This is a genomic window from Rouxiella sp. S1S-2, from assembly GCF_009208105.1.
GTDB lineage: Bacteria > Pseudomonadota > Gammaproteobacteria > Enterobacterales > Enterobacteriaceae > Rouxiella.
This window is the reverse complement of sequence record NZ_WFKL01000001.1, coordinates 945,607-964,579: the sequence shown is the minus strand read 5'-3', so window position 1 is coordinate 964,579 and position 18,973 is coordinate 945,607. Positions and strand designations below refer to the sequence as shown.

Here is an 18,973-nt window from a genome sequence, read left to right as displayed (position 1 = left end):
TAATGAAATCAAAAAACCTCTTAGTCGGAATAGTATTAAGCAGCGCCCTATTCAGTTCTACTGCCGCGTGGGCTGATGCCTATCTGGATCAGGCAAAACTGGCGGTAGAGAAAGCTACCGCACCGGTCACCCAATGGGATGGCCCCACCACCGGTCCTAAACTGGTGGCTGGAAAACGCATTATCTTTATTGCCTCGGATATGAAAAACGGTGGCGTTCAAGGTGTGCAGCAGGGCCTGAGCGAGGCGGCAGCAGCGGCGGGATGGAAGCTTGAAACCCTCGACGGCGGCGGCTCCATCAAAGACCAGCTTTCGTCATTGAATCAGGCTATTGCGCAAAAGCCCGACGGCATCGTGATAGGCGGCTGGAATCCCAACGTGGCAAAAATCCCCCTGAAAAAAGCCATCAGTGAAGGCATCACCCTGGTTGCCTGGCACGCGGTGCCCGAGCCTGGCCCGATCCCGAAATACAACGTTTTCTATAACGTGACCTCAGACTCCACTCAGGTGTCGGAAATTGCCGCGCAGTACGCGGTAGTGAAGTCAAACGGTCAGGCAAAAGTGCTGATCTTTACCGATTCGCTGTACCAAATTGCGTTGGATAAGGCCAATGTAATGAAGAAGGAAATAGAAAAATGCAGCGGATGCCAGGTGCTCGAGTTTATTGATACGCCGCTGGCCGACACCGCCAACCGCATGCCGTCAATGACCTTTAGTCTGCTGCAGAAATACGGCGATAAATTCCAATACGCGTTAGCTATCAACGACTTGTACTTTGATTTTATGGCCCCGTCGCTGAAAACTGCAGGCAAAGGGGGCGATAAAGCCCCGTTCAACATTTCCGCCGGGGATGGCTCAATCTCTGCCTACCAGCGCATTCGCTCCGGTGACAGCCAATCGGCTACGGTGCCTGAACCGCTGAAACTGCACGGCTGGCAGCTGCTCGATGAGCTGAACCGCGCCTTCGCTAAACAGCCACCTTCTGGCTACGTGACGCCCGCGCATCTGGTCACTCGCGACAATATCGGCAGTGACGGCGGTAAAAATAATATGTTTGACCCACAAAACGATTATCAGGGTCATTACAAAGCTATCTGGGGCGTGAAGTAGCGCGGGAGAAAATCATGTCCGACGTCAATAAACCGGCGTTCGCGCCGGATAATTCGCTTGAAAAGCTTTGCTCACCTGCCATCTGGGCAGAAGGTCCGGTATGGCTGCCGCATAAAAATTCGCTGATATTCAGCGACGTAAAAGGCAACCGGATGTTCCGCTGGTCAGCGTCCGAGGGCGTCAGCCTGTTTCGCGCCTCATCGAACTTTGCTAACGGCAATGCGTTGGATACTGAGGGCAGAATTGTCAGCTGCGAGCACGGAAGGCGTGGCATCAGCCGAACGGAACACAACGGCGAAGTCACGCTGCTGGTTGAGCGAGTTGACGGCAAACGCTTCAATTCGCCCAACGATGTCGTGGTGCGTTCGGACGGCACCCTTTGGTTTACCGACCCTCCCTACGGCATCATCAATGACGAAGAGGGGTACAAATCCGAGAGTCAGGTGATCGGCTGCTACGTTTACTGCTTTGACCCACGGGACGGCGCATTGAGCATCGCCACCAGCGACGTACAGCGCCCCAACGGTCTGGCCTTTTCACCGGACGAAAGCCTGCTTTACGTCGCCGATATGTCCATTGTTGATTTCCCCACGCTGGGACGCCGCGAGCTGAGAGTGTTTCCGGTGGAGGGAAATAAACTGGGTGCCGGTAAATTTTTCACCCACGTTTCACCCGGCATTCCCGACGGTTTTTGCATCGATAGCCATGGCAATATATTTTGCAGCTGCGAAGACGGGGTGATTATTTTCGACCCACAGGGCAATCAAACGGGAAAAATCCCCGTACCCGAACGCGTGTCTAACTGTACGTTGGGCGGTGCCGAGGGCAATGAGCTTTACATCACCGCCACCACCTCGCTTTATCGCATCCGCTTAATCTCTGCATAATCCGCTCGGTGGGCAATCCACGCTCACCGAGTCTCTTATTTATACCGAAGCCATTACTTCACAAAAAATAAATAAAAAGTAAACTTGTAGCTTAACACCTTCGTTCGGAAGACTTCTCTGCCCTTGATTTACCAGCCTGTAAACCACACGCCTTCCTGCAAGAAAAAAGCAAAGATTTACCCAACCACAATGCAGAAATAAGCAAAACTGTGAATACCCTCTCAAATTCAAAATTTGAGTATTTTTTAATCTTGAAATCCATGACAGCAAGATCTAATAATCACATAACTTCACAAAATAACGTAAAGCTGGAAAGTACATCACGTTCAATTTATAAAGGAAGACAAATGTCTGAACTAAAATTTGCTACACGTTTGAACTCATTTGCCTCTGGGGCACACCTTTACTGGCCAGGCCAGCAGGGCAAACCGTCTGTGTTACAAATGATTGAACGTGCCTCGACGGTTGAAGGATTAACTCACCTGGATTTAAATTATCCACAGCACATCACGACTGACATTCCTGCGCTTCGCAAAAGAATCGAAGACGTAGGACTGGCGGTCAACGGCATGCAAATGCGCTGGGATGCGCCAGAGTTTAAAATTGGTGCCTTCACCAATCCCAACCCTGAAATTCGCCGCAAGGCCATTGAGCTGACCAAGCGCGGCATTGACGCAGGCCGAGAGTTTGGCTCAACCCTGATGACCCTGTGGATGGGGCAAGACGGCTTTGACTACTGCTTCCAGGCGGACTACAAAAAAATCTGGGACGACGCGGTGAGCGCGGTGCGCGAAATCGCCGAATACGCACCGGACTGCGATATCAGCATTGAATACAAACCTAACGAACCGCGCGCCTTTGCAATCTTCCCTAACGTCACCACCTGCTTGATTGCGGTAGAGGAAGCCGGCTGTCCGAATTTGGGTATCACCCTCGATTTTGCCCACGTACTGTACGCCAACGAAATTCCGGCCTACGCCGCCGCCATGGTTTCACGCCGCTCCCGCCTTTTGGGACTTGACTGCAACGACGGCTGGGGCAAGCGCGATGATGGTCTGATGGTGGCCTCGGTGAATCCAAAAGCGACGCTTGAATTCCTGTGGCAGATGAAGCGTGACGGTTATCAGGGTGCCTACTACTTTGATACCTTCCCGGACGCCAGCGGTCTGGACCCGGTTCGTGAAGCACAGGCCAACATCGCGACCGTCAAACGCCTGCTTAAACTGTGTGAAAAACTGGACGACAATCCGGCGCTGCACGCCGCTATCAGTCAACAAGACGCGGTAGCCTCACAGCTGATTATAAATGACATCATGTTTGCACAATAAGAATCCCTACAGAGGAGATGCGCAGCCTTAAGGTTGTGACACCCCCCAAATACCTCATAACAATAAAGGATAGAACATGAAAAAGTTGCTATTAATGGCAATCGCCTCAGCCCTACTCAGCACCAGCGTTTATGCCGCCGAACTGCCGCCTTTGCAGTCGGATACCGAGCAAGACCGCACCGACTGGACACAGCTCGACGCGAAATACGGCCCGATGCCGAAACCTAACGCCAAGCTGAAAATTGGCGGTGTCTCCAAGACGCTGACTAATGAATACTGGCGCTCACTCGGCCAAGGTTATAAAAACGTGGCGGATAAGGACGGTTTCACCTTCGCCTATCAGGCTGCCGCTAACGAAGACGATCAACTGGGTCAGCTCTCCATCGCTGAAACCCTGATTGCCGAAGGCTTTAATGGCCTACTGGTTTCACCGCAGACCGATGCCAATCTGCAGCCCGCCTATGAAGTGGCACAAAGCAAAGGCGTTTCAGTGGTTAACGTTAACGACGCCGTGATGCCAAACGCCGCGCACTATGTGGGCAACGTGCAAAAAGACAATGGCGTACGCGTGGCGCAGTGGTTCATTCAGCACTATCCGAACGGCGGCAGCGTAGCGATTATTGAAGGTCAGCCCGGCGTATACGCCGCGGGCCAGCGTACTAAAGGGTTCCGTGAAACTATCTCGGCAAACCCTAAATTTAAAGTCGTCGCCAGCGTTCCCGCCAACTGGAGCCGCGAAAAAGCCTACGACGCGGCGTCGACCATTTTGCAGCAATACCCTGATTTGATTGGATTCTATGCCAATAATGACGGCATGGCGCTGGGCGTGGTTGAAGCGGTGCGTTCCGCCGGTAAAAGTAAGCAAACGGCGGTATTCGGTACCGACGGTATTTCCGATGCCTATGCTTCAATCAAACGCGGTGAGCTGACCGGCACCGTAGACAGTTTCCCGGTGCTGACCGGTGAAGTCGCGATGAACGTCATGCTACGCCTCATCGACGGACAAAAGATCTCCCGCGTGGTTTCAACGCCGCAGGCCCTGATTACCCAAGACAATGCTGATGCTTTCTCGACTAAAGATAACGAGAAGCTACGCAAACTCCTTGAGCAACAAAAATAATTAAAAGCAGCGGAGGGGGTATGGAAAATTATCGTTTAAGTATGCAGGGAATGACCAAAATTTACGGTAGCGTTGCGGCCATTGAAGGGGTGAATTTTTCGGTCGTGCCGGGAGAAGTTCACGCACTGATCGGCGAAAACGGCGCAGGTAAATCGACCCTGCTCAACATCCTGTCCGGCGTACGCGAAGCCAATGCCGGGGAAATCATGGTTGATGGCAATATCATCAAGATGAAAAACCCGCTGTCTGCACGCCAGGCCGGTATCGCAATGATTCATCAGGAGTTGCAGCATGTCCCTGAACTCTCCGTTGCTCAGAATATGTTTTTGGGTCGCCCGATAACGCACTACAAAGGGCTGTTTGTTAACAAAAAAGCGCAGCTCGAACGCGCAAAAACTATCCTGAAACAGCTGGATCCGTCGATCAACCCCGACGAACCCATCAAGAACTTGAAAGTTGCCCAGCAGCAGATCGTCGAGATCGCTCGCGCATTGCTCGATGACGCAAAAATTATTGCCATGGATGAACCGACCTCCAGCCTGACGCCCACCGAGTTTGACCGTCTTGCGGAGCTGATTGCAGATCTCAAATCGATGAAAGTGTCGATCGTTTACGTATCGCACAAGATGAACGAGATCTTCAGGATCTGCGATCGCGCCACCATTATGCGCGACGGCAGGCAGGTGGGCGTGGTGAATATCAGGGACGAAACCGAAGAGTCTATCGTGTCGAAGATGATCGGCCGCAAGCTTGAAAAAGTACAGCATCAGTCGTTTATAACCGATAAACAGATCCTCAAAGTCGAAGATCTCGGCCGTGGAAAAGACGTTTTACCCGCCAGCTTTAGCGTCCAGGCGGGTGAAGTCCTCGGCATTGCTGGCCTGGTCGGTTCAGGGCGCACCGAGTTATTGAAGCTGATTGCTGGGATAGATCATAAAACCAGCGGTTCCGTTTATGTCAACGGCGAACAAATTCACAAGCTCAACGTGTCAAACGCGATTAAAGCCGGTATCGGACTGGTACCGGAAGACCGTAAAAAAGAGGGCATCATTAAGCAGCGTTCAGTGGCCGTCAATATGGCACTGCCTAAAATGCATAATTACACCCGTAACGGTTTTATTAAAAAATCGAAGCTGGCTGATGCCGCGCTGCAGGTGATGTCAGAATTAAAACTTCGTCCGCTGGATATTGATAAGCATATTGGTTTATTAAGCGGAGGAAATCAGCAAAAAGTGATTATCGGTCGCTGGGTCGCAGCGGATACTAAAGTTTTCCTCTTTGACGAGCCAACGCGCGGAATTGATATCGGTGCCAAATCGGAAATTTATAACCTGATTGAAAAATTAGCTCAAGAAGGTAAAGCCGTCGTGGTCGTATCGTCAGAGATGCAGGAAATTATGCGTATTTCTGACCGCGTATTAGTCATGCGACAGGGAAAAATCGCAGCGGAATTAACAGGTGACGATATTAGCGAAGAAAATATCGCGCAATACGCTATCAATGAAGCTTTTAATAAAAAATAACCCTGCAACTCTCTGCAAAACCCGGCAGATTGAGACCGACAAGAGGCTGAAAAATGAATACTCAAGGAAAAACCATGCCTGCTTTACGCACTTCGACGTTATTTAAATTTAACCTTCGAGACACAGGTACGCTGATTGGATTATTAATTATCGTTTGTACCTTCTCAGCCTTGTCGCCGGTATTTTTTACCGTGCCCAATCTGCTGAATATTTTGCAGCAGTCGTCATTAAACGCCGCTATTGCACTCGGCATGACGCTGGTGATTATCTCCGGCGGCATTGACCTCTCGGTAGGTTCAACCGCGGCGCTGTCGGCGATTTTCGGCGCCACGCTTATGGTTGCAGGCGTGCCGGTTCCGCTGGCGATTTTAGGCACGCTGGGCATCGGTGCGCTGTGCGGTTTATTCAGCGGCATACTGGTGGCCTATGCCGGTTTACAGCCGTTTATTGTGACGCTGGGCGCGCTGTCTCTGTTTCGCGCGCTGGCATTGATTACCACCGGCGGCAGCCCGATTTTTGGCATTCCGCTGGCGTTTCGCAGTGTCATTACCGGCACAGTCTTCGGCATTCCTTGCCCGATTTTGATTGTGGTGGTGATTGCGATATGTGCCTGGATTTTAATGAATAAAACGCCGCTGGGTGAATACATTCTCGCCGTAGGCGGTAATGAAGAAGCTGCCCGCGTTGCCGGCGTTCCGGTCAAAAGAACTAAAGTTACGGTATACGTTATCTCCGGCATACTGGCCGCGTTAGCATCGCTCATCCTCATCGCCCGCCTCGGCGCAGCGGAGCCTACCATGGGTAATCTGTGGGAGCTGGACGCAATTGCCGCCGCCGCCATTGGGGGCACATCCTTGATGGGCGGTAAAGGCAGCATCATCGGCACTATTATTGGCGCGATTATTTTAGGCTCACTGCGCACCGGCTTAACACTAATGAATATACAGGCCTTTTATCAATTGCTTGCCACCGGCCTCATCATTATTATAGCCATGCTGATTGACCGGGCGACACGAGGTAAGTAATGAAACAAGATCCGCGAGCCATAGGTGCTCATATCAGAATGAGGTTGCCACAACTCACTCCATTAGAAAGAAAAGTAGTCGACTCAATGACGTCCAAAAATGATTTGTCCGAACAGACATCATTAAAAGAGGTGGCATTGGAAAATGCCGTTTCGGAGGCAATGATTGTTAAGCTGGCCAAAAAATTAGACTTCTCGGGATTTAGAGAATTCAGGACCAGCCTTATTTACTACAATAATTCTGATGTAGCTAATCTGCATTCTGAAATTGGGCCTAATGATTCGTCGGAAGAATTACTTGAAAAGGTTTTTCGCACCTCGATTCAGGCAATAGAAGAAACAAAAACCATTTTAGACATTTCCGAATTTAATCGGGCAGCAGATATTCTTTTTAAAGCCAGGCATATCGATTTATATGGCGTAGGCGGTTCTTCGTCAGTGGCGCGCGACCTGTCACATAAACTGCTTAAAATCGGTATTAAAGCCATGGTTCATGATGATGCCCATATGATGATGATGTCGGCGGCTATTTTAAGCGACGACGACGTGGTGATAGCAATAAGCCATTCGGGAATGACCAGAACGGTAATTGACCCAATAAGACTCGCCGCCAAAAATGGGGCAAAGGTGATTGCAATTACTAACTATGCGGGTTCGTCTTTAGCCAAAGACGCGCACATAGTCCTTAATTCCACCTCACAGGGGTCACATTTATTAGGGGAAAACGCCGCGGCGCGCATCGCCCAACTCAATATACTGGATGCGTTATTCGTGGCTATTGCCAAAAAAGACCTGAAGAAAGCTGCGCTAAATTTAAATAAGACACAACAAGCCGTTAAAAACTTAAGAGAATACTAATATGAGTAAGCTCCTCGTTGTCGGTAGTCTGCATTACGATATTATGGTGGACGCGCACCATCGCCCCGAGAAAGGGGAAACGGTCATCGGCACTGGATGTTCATACAAGTTTGGCGGTAAAGGCGGAAATCAGGCAGTTTCTGCCGCACAGGCGGGGATTAAAGTCGGTTTTTCAGGTGCGGTTGGCGATGATGCCCACGGCAAATGGCTGCTCGACGTTTTGCAAAAAAACCACGTCGATGTTCAACACGTCGAGATTGTCAACGGCAGTGCATCAGGCATGAGCGTTGCCATTACTGACGCCGAGGGCGATTACGGCGCGGTGGTTATCTCAAATGCCAACAGCAAAATGAATGCGCAACAGTTTGGTGACAGCGCGCTGTGGACTGGCGTTGGCATGCTGTTGCTACAAAACGAGCTGCCGGAAGAGATCAATCTTCGTGCCGCTGTCGAAGCGAGAAAACGTGGTATAAGCGTATGTATTAACGCCGCACCGGCCAAAGTTCTTTCAGCCGAGCTGCAAAAACATATCGACTTGTTGGTGGTCAATGCGGTCGAAGCCCGGGACATGTCCGGCATCGCCGTTAACAGCCTGCACAATGCCTCAGAAGCTGCTCGTGCACTGAATAAAACCTATCCCGTCGTAGTGGTGACCGCCGGTGAACTGGGCGTAGCCTACTGTGGGACCGAAGGGCAGTCTCAGGCCATTGAAGCAGAGAAAATCGAGTTAGTAAGTACTCACGGGGCGGGTGACTGCTTTATGGGAATGCTGTGTGCATCAATGCTGCAGGGCGAGTCATTGGACACATCGGTCGTGAAAGCGAATAAAGCCGCCGCGCTGCACGTATCACGCAGGGCGTAGAGACAATGAAACTCCCCCCTGCAATCACGCACAGGGGAAATCTCATCATGTCTTGGGTTTTAACGAACTATACGGCTTGAGCAACAGCTTGAGCGACGATTTGGTTGGTCAAGGTGCCAATTCCACCGATTTTTACTTCTATCACATCGCCACTTTTCATAAATAGAGGTGGCGTTCTTTTCTTACCTACGCCGCCTGGCGAACCGGTAATAATAACGTCGCCCGGTGATAACGGACTGAAGCGAGAGATATATTCGATGATGTCAGCAACCGAGTGGATCATATTACCGGTAGTATCGTTTTGTACGCGCATACCATTAAGGAAAGTTTCGATGGGCAACGCCTGAGGGTCGCTAATTTCGTCACTCGTTACCAGCCACGGACCAAAACCCCCGGTCTGTCTCCAGTTTTTTCCCGCCGTGAACCAGGTGTGCTGCATATCGCGCACTGTCGCATCCATAAAGCAGCTGTAGCCCGCAATATAATCCAGCGCATGTTCTTTCTTCACTTCACTGGCGTAGCGGCCAATAACCACGGCTAATTCGCCTTCATAATCAAACTCATCGCTAGAGGCCGGTTTGATAAGATTGTCTTTATGGGCGCTAAAGGTATCCGGAAAACGAATAAACAAGGTCGGCGCGTTGTTATTTTCTTCGAACTCTTTGCGCTTATCTGAATAATTCATACCCACGCAGAAAATCTTTCCTGGTGTTTCAATAACCGGCAGAAAAACAATATCTTCAATAAGGTAATCAACGGGAGAACCCGCCAATTGATACAGCTTGTCTAATGCATTGTCATTTAATAGAGACTGCAGCGTTAAATACTGGTCGGAGAATCTTTTTCCCGCATCAATAACGCCATGTTCAGTAACAATACCATAAGACTTTTGATCGGACTGCGGGCGATAAAAACTGGCTAATTTCATAGGATTCCTTAGATCAACAACATAGACCGCAACGGCGACGCCTGCTGTCTATCGGATCTTTTATTTAGCTAAAATGGCCACCTGGCTGGTGTTTAAACAACAAAAAAACAAGATGGCAACCGAGCAAAATGCTACAGCACATCAAGTGGCCGTAATTTTGTCACAGAGCTAAACATAATGCACAGTCAAACTGAAGATTGGCAGCAGATTATTAGCGAAATTAATGATCAAATCCTATTTTTCTTTAACAACTATTTCAGAACCCACCAAAATAATTAATACAGGTATGAAATCATTTATTTTCATACCTGCGGCAGTCAAACGGAGGCCAGAATTATCTGTTGGTTGACTTGCTCTCTGAGCGTCAGCAAAAACTCGGCCTGGCGGGGATACTGCTTAAAAGTAATGTGCATACCCGCCAGATTATCGATTAACGCTTCAACCGCTTCCCGGCTGGTTAGCGTTTCGAGTAACTGCAGTGCGCGCAGGTCCTGCAGCGCCTCGCGCAACACCAGTAAACGCAGTGACTCAATCGGCTGATAGTCTTCACCCGGATAGACCACGAACAGATCGCCCGAAGGGAAAGCGCCCTGCCCGTCGGTGATAGCGAAAGGATCGAGGTGTTCCAACGAATGTCCGCTGTTATAGAAGTTGAATCCCCAGTGTAAAAACCCGCTTATCGAATAAAGGTAAAGCTGTACGCCCAAAATTCGGTTGCGATAAGACGGCATGGCAAAGAATCGGTTAGCGACTGCCAGTTTCTGAACACAGCAGTAATAGGTCCATAAATTAGGCACCTTATTGCTCAAAAACGGTTCTATATGGTCACTGGCGGTGACCGGATTTTCTACCAGCCCTTGTTGATAAAATTCATAGTCTGACAGTGCATCGAGTACCGGAAAACCAGCGATCAGCGGGCGGATAAGATTATTAGCGCGACGATATGCCTCAATATCTGCCATTTTTGGCTCATCGGAGACGTGGAACCAGGCGTTCTTTTCCAACCCTTTATGACGCAAGAATTCACACAGCGTGGGCAAAAAGGCGTGCAGAAAATCACGATATTCAGCGCCGTGGGCATCCGTGTGCCAGCCAAATACCTGACGCAGCTCTCCCTCAGTTTCGATTAAAATTTTTGGCGCGTGGTGTGCGCCCCATTGGGTAAAGAGATGAGAAATTTCAAAGGTCGTGATCCCCAACTGCTGGCACAGCGAAACCCACCTTTCAAGCCTGTTGAAATCAAAATGATAGACTCCACCAGCATCCTGCTTGACCCCCACCAGCTGCACCGTGGTGCGTTCGCCGCCAATTGCCGTGTCCAGCGGCGGCGTGAAAACCGGCGTGAGGATCATATTGACGCCATTTTTTACCGCGCAGCGCACAAAATTTTCGATCGTCCGCCACCAAACCTCGCTAAACACCTCAATGTGATAAACGTCAGCAAGACAGTCGGCGTGCAGCCATTCGGTATGAAGCAGCTTTTGTGGCGGTAAAGCACAAGGCAAAATTTCGATTTCCACCGCTTTTTCTGCCAAAACCTGCTCAGTGGCCACGTCAATAACCCGCAAGTTCAAACTGAATGTACCGACAGGCAGGCTTTCTTTTGCGGGCATTAGCGTCAGCCACAGGCTGCCGTAATAATTACCGTTAACAAAGAATGTATTATTCTTCAGCGGCATCAGTGGGTCGGGGAATAATCCGGGTTCGGTGGTGAGATAATCGTCATCGGTCGTTGCGTAACAAGGAAAAAGACTGGGAACATGACGTACCTGGCGCACCTGGATATATTCAGACAGCGGACTATCAAGCTCATAGCGTAATTGCCTGCGCGGCTCATCGTCCTCTTTACTCAGACAATAGACACACTGAAAAGAAAGACTTTCATTTTTTAAAAGTGAAAGGTGATGGAGGGGAGTAAACGCGGGCAATATTTTTTGATGAAATATTTTTTCCAAGCTATGAGTGAAGGATATTGATAGCAGCATAATAGGTAGACTCGCATCGACAATTAAAAGAGATGATGATTAAACCTGACACCTTTTTATTAAATATACAATATGCAAGATGAGAGGAGATCTCATTGATAATGTTGGACCGCGACAGTCACTCACCTAAAACGAACGAAAGCCGTTTTTTTTTGTTTATTTACATCACAAAAATGAAAGATTTATCTGGATGCACAATAAAAGCTTTTCTATTCCCCGTTGTAGTGCAGGGTTTCTGCCCGCCAGGCCTCGACAGTACAGCCCCGACACCGCTTGCCGTCAGGAGAAGCGCCGGTAAATGTTATCGAAAAGTTACAAGGAAAACAGCTTTCATCTTTCGCTTTTAACCTTTCGATTTTAACAACATCGAAAGCAATCCGCACTGATTTAGGGCAAAAGTAGTGATATTGACACACCGAAATTTAGGGGATAGAAAGAATGCACGTTACGTAAATGTTTATTTTTCGAACGACCAAGGGGATGTCAATGTCACGAACCAAATGCACCGATTTTCTATTTGCACCGGCTTTATTTAGCCGTCGCATAATTGCATCAGCGATATTATTACCTGCCCTCATTTCATTCTCCGTGCACGCTGCGGACCCGATAACCTTGCGTTATGCCGTGTGGGATAAAAATCAATTAGCCGCCGAGCAGCAAATTGCCAAGAATTTCGAAAAAGAAAACCCTGACATTAAAATTGATATTGAACTGACTCCCGCCGCACAATATTTCATAAAACTTGACGCAGCAGCGGCCGGTGGCGTAGCACCAGATATATTCTGGATTAACATGCCCTATTTCATTCAATACGCCAAAAATGGTTTATTGGAACCGTTAAATAGCGACATTGAAAAAAGCAAACTCGACCTGAATAATATTGTCGCCAGCTCGGTTAAAGCTTATCAATATAAAGGGCAACAGCTGGCTATTCCACGCGACGTCGACTCGATTGCCGTCTGGTATAACAAAAAGCTGTTCGATGAAGCCAAAGTCAGTTATCCCACTAACGACTGGACCTGGGACCAGTTGAAAGCCAAGGCTACCCAGTTAAAGGCCGGTTTGAAAGGTGACGAATTCCCGCTGGTGATGGATTTGAGCAATGACGGTCAGGATAGCTACCTCAACCTGCTCTATCAAAGTGGCAACAACGTGGTGCCAACCGACGGCAAACCTACCGATATCGCCAACGATAAATCAATTTGGGTCTATCAGCAGCTACAGGAAATGATGAAAACCGGCCTGCTGCCCACCGCGCAACAGATGAGTGAAGTCAAAACTGAGAACATCTTCCAGTCCAACCGTGCAGCGATGGCCTACGCGGGTTCTTGGTTGGCGGCGCCTTTCGCCAGTAATCCACTGATTAATGACCACATTGGCGTAGTAATTATGCCTAAAATAGACCGTCAGTCCGGCGTGGCGCACAGCCTTGGATTTGCCATGTCGGCCAAGAGCGCGCACAAAGTAGAAGCCTGGAAGTACATTCAATTTATGAGCTCAGAGCCATCACAGGAAATTCTCGCCAACGCCGTGATCCCGGCCAACAAAACGGCAGCAAAAGCATGGGCAGCCAACATTAAAAATGTTGACGTCACGCCGTACATCGAAACGCTCAATTTTACCAAAGCCTACCCCACCGCCGGGACGAACACGCCAAAATGGCAAAACATGTGGATTGCCAGCCTGAAGCGCATTTTTATGGGCGCCGACGCCAAACAAGAGATGGACAAATCGGTTAAAAAAATCTCTCGCGTCATGGAAGAGTAACGGTTAATTGAAGCGTTATTCACCCTCTCTGGCCGATTAACACTGTGGGTCGGAGAGGGCCTTTTGCACACCCACATGAGGTATTTACCATGTCGCTTGCAGAATCGGTTTCGGTTGCGGTAAAGCAGCAAAACACCGTCACCCAAGACCTCAATACCGCCTCCGCTCGCCCGGCGCGCCGCATATTAACCCGCCTTGAGCGCGCCGAACGTTTTTGGGGCTGGATAATGGTCCTGCCGTTGCTGATTGGGTTGCTGGTGTTTTACTTCATTCCCTTCCTGCAAAACATTTTCTACAGCTTCACCGATCTTGACCAGTTCATGAACTGGAGCACCTTTAATCTCAATAACTATCGCGACCTGTTTAGCGACGACGATTTCTATTCGGCAATTTTCAATACGCTGTTTTACGTGGTGGTGTGTGTGCCTGTCAGCCTGACGCTTTCCCTGCTGCTGGCGATGGGTCTTAATCAGAATATTCGCGGCAAAGCGGTGTTTCGTACTCTGCTTTTCTTGCCCGCCGTAACCATGCCCGCCGCCGTTGCCATGGTGTGGCAATGGTTATTTAACAAAGATTTTGGCCTGATTAACTACCTGCTGCATTTCTTTGATGTCTCGGCAGTGGGCTGGTTATCTGACCCGGAAGTGGTGCGCCTGAGCGTCTCCATCATCATCATCTGGTCTTCGCTGGCGCTTAAAATCATCATCCTGCTGGCGGGACTGCAAAATATTCCGAAATCAATCTACGAAGCCGCCGACATTGACGGTATCAGCACACTGCGCCGCTTTTTCTGCCTGACGCTGCCGATGATGGTCCCCACGCTGTTCTTTGTTTCCGTCATGAGCTTCATCGAAGTACTGCAAATCTTTGACGTCATCTACCTGATGTTCAATCGTTCAATGGTCGAAAGCGACACCATGACCATTACCTATTTGTTCTTCAAAAATGCGTTTTATTTGCAGGAAAAAGGCTACGCCTCCGCCATCACCGTGGTGCTTTTTATCGTCACCATGCTGATCACTCTTATCCAGATGGCCATCGGCAAACGCCTGAAAGTGTCGTAAGGAGCATTCAATGAGCCTATTTTCAACCCCTACTCAGGACTTACATCACCGCGCCACGCAGGCGAAGCGGTTCGACACCCAAAAATGGGCTGTCTATTCCTTCATGCTGCTCGCCAGTCTGGCGTCGGTGGTGCCATTCCTGTGGATGCTAATTACTTCACTTAAAACTCAGGCCGAAAGCATCCAGATCCCACTGCAGATGCTGCCTTCGCACCCTAACTTTTCGGCCTATGGGCGTATTTTGCACGAGATCCCCTTCACCGGGTTTTATCTAAATTCGATCCTGTCGACGTTTTTCACCGTCACGCTGCAAATGGCTATCGCTACCATGGCCGCCTACAGCTTTGCCCGCCTGCACTTTCGCGGACGCAACGTGGTGTTTGTGCTGTGTATTTCAATTTTGATGGTACCCGGTCAGGCGTTTCTCATTCCGCAGTTTTTAGTGGTGCAGAAGCTGGGTCTGATCAACACCCTGACCGGGATGATCCTTCCCGGCGTCTTTAGCATCTACGCCACCTTTTTACTGCGCCAGTTCTTTATGGCCGTGCCGAAAGAGATGGAAGAAGCCGCGCTGATGGACGGCTACAGCCACTTCACTATCTTCTGGCGCATTATGCTGCCGCTTATTCGCCCGGGGATCGTGGCCTGCATCATCATCAACGGCCTGTGGAGCTGGAACAACCTGATGTGGCCGCTGATCGTCAACACCAGCAGCGACAAACTCACGCTTCCCGTGGGTCTGGCGTCGCTGTCAAGCCGCGCGGGCGAGGAGTATCCGATGCTGATGGCCGGTGCGCTGATGGCCATTATCCCGATGCTGATGCTGTTCATTCTGTTTCAGCGCTATTTCATTCAGGGCATCGCCAGTTCAGGCGTCAAAGGTTAAGCCCTTTTATTAATCACCTTATCACCCCGAAAGATGCAGGGGGGGAGAGTTAGATGAGCGGAATACAATTGCATAGCGTTGAAAAAGTTTATCCGAACGGATTTAAAGCGCTTCACGGCATTGATCTGGAGATCCGCGACGGCGAATTTATGGTGTTTGTCGGGCCTTCAGGCTGCGCCAAATCCACACTGCTGCGCATGATTGCCGGACTCGAGAGCGTGAGTGAAGGGCAAATCATCATTCAGAATCAGTGTGTAAACGACACCATGCCCAAGGATCGCGGTATCGCCATGGTGTTTCAAAACTACGCGCTTTATCCCCATATGACCGTTTACAAGAACATGGCGTTTAGCCTGATTGGCAAAGAGAGTAAGCAAGAGATTGACCGTCGGGTGCGTAATGCCGCCGAAAAGCTGGAAATTACCAATTTACTGCAGCGTAAACCGGGCCAACTCTCGGGCGGTCAATGCCAGCGCGTGGCGGTAGGTCGCGCCATTGTGCGCAAGCCAAAAGTCTTTCTGTTTGATGAACCTTTATCAAACCTTGACGCCAAACTGCGCGTTTCGATGCGCGTGCAGCTAATTGATTTACATAATCAACTTAAAAAAGAAGGCGTAGGCGCCACCATGATTTACGTCACCCATGACCAGGTTGAAGCCATGACCATGGGTGACCGCATCTGCGTGTTAAACCGTGGGCAAATCATGCAGGTCGATAAACCTGTCAATCTCTACCATTCACCGGCCAACCGCTTCGTGGCTGAGTTCATTGGCAGTCCGTCGATGAATCTGCATGACCTGCCGCTGGTTCGCCAGGGATTTTCCATCAGCCTGCGCCTCGGCGAGCGTACGCAGCTCAATCTTCCCCCTCAGCTGCACCAACAACTTAGCGGCTATCACCACAGCGAAGTGTGTCTCGGCATTCGCCCCGAGTATTTGCGCCTGGTTGAGGCGGGCCATGCAAACGCCATTGCCGCCACCATCGTTACCGTCGAGCGTATGGGCAATGAAGAGCTGCTGCACTGCGACATCGGCGGCTATCGTTTCATTACCCGCGTTGCGACGCGCTATGACTGGGACCCGCTGCTGGGGGAACAAATCTGGCTCGATTTTGCTCTCGAGCGTGCACACCTGTTCGACAAAGAAACTGGCCTAAATCTAAAACAACATCACTAAACGTTACGGCCCTTTTGACAGTTTGCAATGTGGAGAACCCTTATGTCGTTTACATCATCATCTGCTTTAACGCCCACTCAGCCCGTGAGCGTGTTGGTTGTCGGTGCCGGTGCGCGAGGTGAAATCTATTCACGCTACGCGTTGGCACATCCAGAACTGATGCGCGTTGTCGCCGTGGCCGAGCCGCGTGATACCTATCGGCAGCAGTTTGTCGAGCAGCACGGCATCGCGCCACAGGGCGTGTTCAAAGACTGGAAAGACGCGGCCGCCGCGGTAAAAATGGCTGACGCGGTACTGATTTGTACTCAGGACAGTATGCATCTCGAGCCGGCACTGGCTTTTGCGGCGCAGGGCTATCATATGCTGCTGGAAAAACCCCTCTCGCCCGACAGCCAGGAGTGCAAAGATATTGTTGCGGCGGTGCAGCGTGCGGGGGTTATTTTCTCGGTAGGCCACGTGCTGCGCTACACGCGCTACACCCAGAAACTCAAACAGCTGCTGCGCGACAAGGTGATTGGCGACGTGATCAGCATGCAGCATCTGGAACCGGTGGGTTATTGGCATCAGGCCCACTCTTTCGTGCGCGGCAACTGGCGCAACGACCAGCAGTCGGCCTCGATGCTATTGCAGAAATCTTGCCACGATATCGATTGGATCCGCTACATCATGGATACCCCGTGCGAGCAGGTCAGCTCGTTTGGCGGCCTGCGTCATTTCCGCGCCGAGAATCAACCGGCCGATGCCGCCGATAACTGCCTCGACTGTCGCGTAGAAGCCACGTGTCCCTATTCGGCCAAAAAAATCTATCTTGGCGATACCCACAAATCCACGCAGGGTTTTTTGCGCGTGCTGACGCCGGAAGTCAGCCAGGAAAATCTGATTGCCGCCCTGCGCCACGGTCAGTACGGCCGCTGCGTTTATCGCTGTGACAATAACGTGGTCGACCATCAGGTGGTCAACATTCAGTTCGCCGGCGGCAAGACGGCCTCTTTCACCATGACCGCCTTCACTCGCCACGAAGACCGCAAAACACAGCTTTTCGGTAGCCACGGCACGCTGGAGGGTGACGGTCGCTTTATCCGCATCACCTCGTTTATCGACGACAGCGAAAAGGTGTACGACGTAGAAGACATCGACGACATCGGTCCGGCGCAAAGCAGCACCATGAGCGGCCACGGCGGCGGTGATTACTACCTGATGGCACACTTTATCGACGCCGTTCGACGCAACGACGCCAGCCAGATCCTCTCCGGTCCTAAAGAGACGCTGGAAAGCCATTTAATGGTTTTCGCTGCCGAACGCGCGCGCCGCGAAGGGGCCGTTATCGCTGTCCATTCGGCCTGATCCCAAGGAGAGCACTGATGCGCTATGGATTTGATATTGGCGGCACAAAAATTGAAATGGCGGCCTTTGATGACCGCCTTAACCAGGTTTTTTGCCAGCGGGTCAATACGCCGACCGGAGACTATCAGCAGTTTCTGAACTGTGTCAAAACGCTGGTCGCGCAGGCTGACATGACGCTGCACACGCGAGGCAGCATCGGCATCGGCCTGCCCGGTGTAACAGACCCGGTGAGCCATCGGCAACTTTCGGTTAACGTTCCGTGCCTGTCGGGCCACTGCCTGGAGGATGACCTCACCCATACGCTGGAGCGGCCAGTGGCGATTGAAAACGACTGCCGCTGCTTTGCACTTTCAGAAGCCAGTACTGAACAAACTCGCGGTCATGACATTGTTTTTGGTGTGATTATCGGCACCGGTGCAGGTGGCGGTCTGGTGCTTAACAAGCATCTGTACAAGGGGAAAAACGGGCTGGCGGGCGAATGGGGACACACGCCTATTTCGGCGCAGCTGGTACAGCGCTATGACCTGCCGCTGTTCACCTGTACCTGCGGATTGACCGGCTGCTTTGAACGCTACGTTTCTGGCCGTGGACTGATGGCGCTGAGCCAGCATGTTAACCATCCGGCCACCAGCGTGCCAGAACTGCTGATGCACTATCGGCAAGGCTGTCCGCTGGCCGCACGGCTGTTCACTCTTTATATCGATATTCTCGCCAGCGCACTGGCCAGCCTGCAGCTGATGCTCGACGTTGACGCGTTTGTTTTCGGCGGCGGCCTGTCGAACATACCCGAGATTTACCAACTGCTGCCACAGGCAATGCGCGGCTGGTTATTCGCTCACAGCAACCCCGCGGCTATTTTGCCGCCGGTATTTGGCGACAGCAGCGGCGTACGCGGCGCGGCCCTGCTCCACCATTAGCCGAGCGTGGACCATGGCCGAAATATTTTTCATCAAATAAGCGAAAGATAAAAAGTATTCCGTTAATTACGCCCTTTCACTGTTTAAAAAAATAGTGCGTAGGGAAACCGAAAGAAGCGCTGAAAAATAACCGTTTTAAAGGTTTTCACTCATTCTTGCGGTCTTTCGGTTCAGAGCAAAACGAAAGAAAATAATG

The 18,973-nt window shown here is 50.7% G+C and carries 16 protein-coding genes; 14 read left to right on the top strand and 2 right to left on the bottom strand.

Annotated elements, in window-relative coordinates; translation table 11 throughout:
• Positions 1 to 2 precede the first annotated feature (2 nt).
• The 8 genes from GA565_RS04520 to GA565_RS04485 all read left to right on the top strand — a co-directional run bounded on the left by GA565_RS04520 (position 3) and on the right by GA565_RS04485 (position 8,711).
• Positions 3 to 1,109 (top strand): substrate-binding domain-containing protein, encoded by a 1,107-nt coding sequence (locus tag GA565_RS04520; protein WP_055781975.1) that lies wholly within the window; start codon positions 3 to 5, stop codon positions 1,107 to 1,109.
• A 14-nt stretch (positions 1,110 to 1,123) separates the two neighbouring features.
• Positions 1,124 to 1,996: an SMP-30/gluconolactonase/LRE family protein gene (locus tag GA565_RS04515; protein ID WP_152197514.1), complete on the top strand. Its 873-nt coding sequence runs from the start codon at positions 1,124 to 1,126 to the stop codon at positions 1,994 to 1,996.
• A gap of 347 nt (positions 1,997 to 2,343) precedes the next feature.
• Entirely contained in the window at positions 2,344 to 3,324 is a 981-nt protein-coding gene (locus GA565_RS04510) for a TIM barrel protein (protein WP_152197513.1), read from the top strand.
• A gap of 76 nt (positions 3,325 to 3,400) precedes the next feature.
• Positions 3,401 to 4,444 carry a substrate-binding domain-containing protein gene (locus GA565_RS04505; protein WP_152197512.1) on the top strand — a complete coding sequence of 348 codons (1,044 nt, stop codon included), beginning with the start codon at positions 3,401 to 3,403 and terminating at the stop codon, positions 4,442 to 4,444.
• Positions 4,445 to 4,464: 20 nt separating this feature from the next.
• A complete protein-coding gene (locus GA565_RS04500) occupies positions 4,465 to 5,967 on the top strand; it encodes a sugar ABC transporter ATP-binding protein (protein ID WP_152197511.1) in 1,503 nt (500 codons plus the stop codon).
• Positions 5,968 to 6,020: 53 nt separating this feature from the next.
• On the top strand, positions 6,021 to 6,992 hold the full coding sequence (locus GA565_RS04495) for an ABC transporter permease (protein ID WP_152197510.1): 972 nt from the start codon (positions 6,021 to 6,023) through the stop codon (positions 6,990 to 6,992).
• The gene (locus GA565_RS04490) at positions 6,992 to 7,849 is read left to right on the top strand and encodes a MurR/RpiR family transcriptional regulator (RefSeq protein ID WP_152197509.1); all 858 of its coding nucleotides are present in this window, start codon (positions 6,992 to 6,994) and stop codon (positions 7,847 to 7,849) included. The genes GA565_RS04495 and GA565_RS04490 overlap by 1 nt, the downstream gene beginning before the upstream one ends.
• A 1-nt stretch (position 7,850) precedes the next feature.
• On the top strand, positions 7,851 to 8,711 hold the full coding sequence (locus tag GA565_RS04485) for a ribokinase (protein ID WP_152197508.1): 861 nt from the start codon (positions 7,851 to 7,853) through the stop codon (positions 8,709 to 8,711).
• 67 nt (positions 8,712 to 8,778) lie between these two features.
• Here the strand turns inward: GA565_RS04485 and GA565_RS04480 are convergent, their stop codons facing one another.
• Positions 8,779 to 9,639, bottom strand: a complete 861-nt coding sequence (locus GA565_RS04480) for a fumarylacetoacetate hydrolase family protein (protein WP_152197507.1) — start codon at positions 9,637 to 9,639, stop codon at positions 8,779 to 8,781.
• A gap of 317 nt (positions 9,640 to 9,956) precedes the next feature.
• On the bottom strand, positions 9,957 to 11,417 hold the full coding sequence (locus GA565_RS04475; protein WP_226950907.1) for a DUF4091 domain-containing protein: 1,461 nt from the start codon (positions 11,415 to 11,417) through the stop codon (positions 9,957 to 9,959).
• A gap of 693 nt (positions 11,418 to 12,110) precedes the next feature.
• Between GA565_RS04475 and GA565_RS04470 the strand changes: the two genes are divergently transcribed.
• From GA565_RS04470 to GA565_RS04445, 6 genes are all read left to right on the top strand, one after another.
• Positions 12,111 to 13,391 carry a sugar ABC transporter substrate-binding protein gene (locus GA565_RS04470; RefSeq protein ID WP_152197505.1) on the top strand — a complete coding sequence of 427 codons (1,281 nt, stop codon included), beginning with the start codon at positions 12,111 to 12,113 and terminating at the stop codon, positions 13,389 to 13,391.
• An 89-nt stretch (positions 13,392 to 13,480) separates the two neighbouring features.
• A complete protein-coding gene (locus GA565_RS04465; protein ID WP_152197504.1) occupies positions 13,481 to 14,455 on the top strand; it encodes a carbohydrate ABC transporter permease in 975 nt (324 codons plus the stop codon).
• Positions 14,456 to 14,558: 103 nt separating this feature from the next.
• Entirely contained in the window at positions 14,559 to 15,341 is a 783-nt protein-coding gene (locus tag GA565_RS04460) for a carbohydrate ABC transporter permease (RefSeq protein WP_152201310.1), read from the top strand.
• Positions 15,342 to 15,394: 53 nt separating this feature from the next.
• A complete protein-coding gene (locus GA565_RS04455) occupies positions 15,395 to 16,516 on the top strand; it encodes an ABC transporter ATP-binding protein (protein WP_152197503.1) in 1,122 nt (373 codons plus the stop codon).
• A 42-nt stretch (positions 16,517 to 16,558) separates the two neighbouring features.
• Positions 16,559 to 17,860 carry a Gfo/Idh/MocA family protein gene (locus GA565_RS04450; RefSeq protein WP_152197502.1) on the top strand — a complete coding sequence of 434 codons (1,302 nt, stop codon included), beginning with the start codon at positions 16,559 to 16,561 and terminating at the stop codon, positions 17,858 to 17,860.
• Between the two features lie 17 nt (positions 17,861 to 17,877).
• Positions 17,878 to 18,777: an ROK family protein gene (locus GA565_RS04445; protein ID WP_152197501.1), complete on the top strand. Its 900-nt coding sequence runs from the start codon at positions 17,878 to 17,880 to the stop codon at positions 18,775 to 18,777.
• Positions 18,778 to 18,973: the final 196 nt, after the last annotated feature.